Annotated in this window: 2 protein-coding genes; one reads left to right on the forward strand and one right to left on the reverse strand. The window is 49.5% G+C overall.

The window, feature by feature from the left end; genetic code table 11:
- A partial coding sequence (locus tag D6694_15065; GenBank protein RMH34737.1) for a hypothetical protein occupies positions 1 to 400 on the forward strand: 400 nt, incomplete at its 5' end.
- Here D6694_15065 and D6694_15070 read toward each other — a convergent pair.
- Positions 397 to 1,593, reverse strand: coding sequence for an ISL3 family transposase (locus D6694_15070; GenBank protein ID RMH34738.1), 1,197 nt, complete (start codon positions 1,591 to 1,593; stop codon positions 397 to 399). The two genes, D6694_15065 and D6694_15070, sit on opposite strands and share 4 nt — an antisense overlap.
- Positions 1,594 to 1,907 lie beyond the last annotated feature (314 nt).

Here is a 1,907-nt window from a genome sequence, read left to right on the forward strand (position 1 = left end):
GACCATCATCCGCCATGAGGTGGAGGCCATTCACAAAAAATCGTTCAAAAACATCCGCTACCGGGAACTGATTCCCTGCCAGAGCCAGACCTGCCAGAGCAGGGAAGAACCGAACTTTTTCGAGCTGAGCGATCTTTACAAACATCTGGAGTTCGGGGATCGGGAAGTGCGCTGCCTGGAGTGTGGAGAGATGATGGACATTTACTCGCTGATAGGGGCGGTGACTCCGCCGGAGGAGAAAAAAGACGCAAACGGCGGGAACGGGAAACGATACCCTACAGGTGAACAAGACAACTTAATACCCGGTCCCCTGGCCCCTGCGCCTCAGACACCGGGTGACCAGAATCCTGAAGTTGTTGAACCGCCAGAGATTAAAAAAATCGGTTCTCCTGAGAATTAGTTGCAAGTGGCCTGTATGATTTTGAGGCCGAAGTATTCTATGTCGTGATACCCATAGGCCCTACGTTTAATGACTTTGATCTTATTATTAATTCCTTCCAGTTTGCTGGTGTGGAGGGGATATTGGCAGTGATTGAGGATGCCGTAACTATACTTCTGTAAGGTCTTGGCAAACTTTTGGAGTTCGGCGATGCCCGATTCCTGGGCGAGTTGGCACCAATAGTCGAGGAATTTTTGGGCCCACTTTCGGTATTTGTATTGCCAGAGTCTTTTGAGATAGTCTCTCAGGATATACACCAATGCCAGGCGTTGGTTTTGTTGGAGGATTTGCTTTAAACGGGGGCGTTCTTGCGGGTGTAGATTTTGGGGATTCTTTAACAGGAGATATCGCGAACCTTTGAGCAAAGTTTTCATCTCGGTAGTAGTGTTTCGATACTCCTGATTTCGGATCTGATCGATGACCCGGCCGAAGGCGGCCACCACATGAAACAGATCAAACACGATGTGGGCTTCCGGGCAGCACTCCCGGATGGCCTTGATATAAGGATCCCACATGTCGATTACCACGGCATTGATCCGTATATCGTTGTTTTCCTTGAGATTTCTCAGAAATTTCGCCAGAGTTTCATAGGTTCTGTCTTGGATGACCCCGATGACTTCTCCGGTGTCATAGTTGGTGATGATGGTCAAGTAGTGATGATGCTTGCGAACACTGATCTCATCGATGCCCAGAATGTTTACCTCCTCTAATGGGCGCTTCTCATGGTGCTGTTGGAGCAGGGTTTTATCGATCTGTTTGACTTGATCCCAGCTCAATCGATAGTGTTGAGCTACCTCCTCCACTGTCATGTGTTGACACAGTTCAAAGATCAGTCGGGCCAGGCGGTGGGTTACCCGAGCATATGGGGCTACAAACTCGTGGTGTTCGACTCGGATGCCACACCGAGGGCAACGCACTTTTCGATATTGAAGCTGTAACAGGGTCATGGATTCCCCCATGGGTAAATCCCGAATACCCCGACTGTGGTAGGAGTGAACACTTCTGACCTTCTGTTGACATCCGGAACAGATGGGCAGATAGCGCTTGTCTGGGGCCAACTTCACCAGGGTTATTTGGCCGTCATCACTGATGCTCAGAGCGGTGATTTTTGTTCGGGGAAAGTCCCAATAAGCTCGCCAATTGTGTGTAGACATTGGAAGTCTCTCCTGGTTGGTTTTAAGGTGGCGTTCAAAGCTAATATAACCAGGAGGTTATCCAATGTCTATTACTTCTTATATCGCTTTATTCTTGCAACTAATTCTCAGGAGAACCTTCCATATTAAGTTTTCGGAACAATACTTACTGTGAACTCATGATTACTGACACTTCAGAGAGAGGCCTGGAACGGCTAATCTGCACGGCCTTAACCGGAAGCCCCTGCGAGCCGGGGCGTTCCGGGAGTCATATCGCCGAGCAGAGAGAGCCCTACGGCGGCGCGGGGTATTTCTGTGGTGATCCGGCGGACTAC

The organism is Gammaproteobacteria bacterium, from assembly GCA_003696665.1.
Taxonomy (GTDB): domain Bacteria; phylum Pseudomonadota; class Gammaproteobacteria; order Enterobacterales.

Excerpts from the sequence above, each read along its gene's own strand:
- D6694_15070 (RMH34738.1), bottom strand. The coding sequence starts at position 1,593 with ATGTCTACACACAATTGGCGAGCTTATTGGGACTTTCCCCGAACAAAA.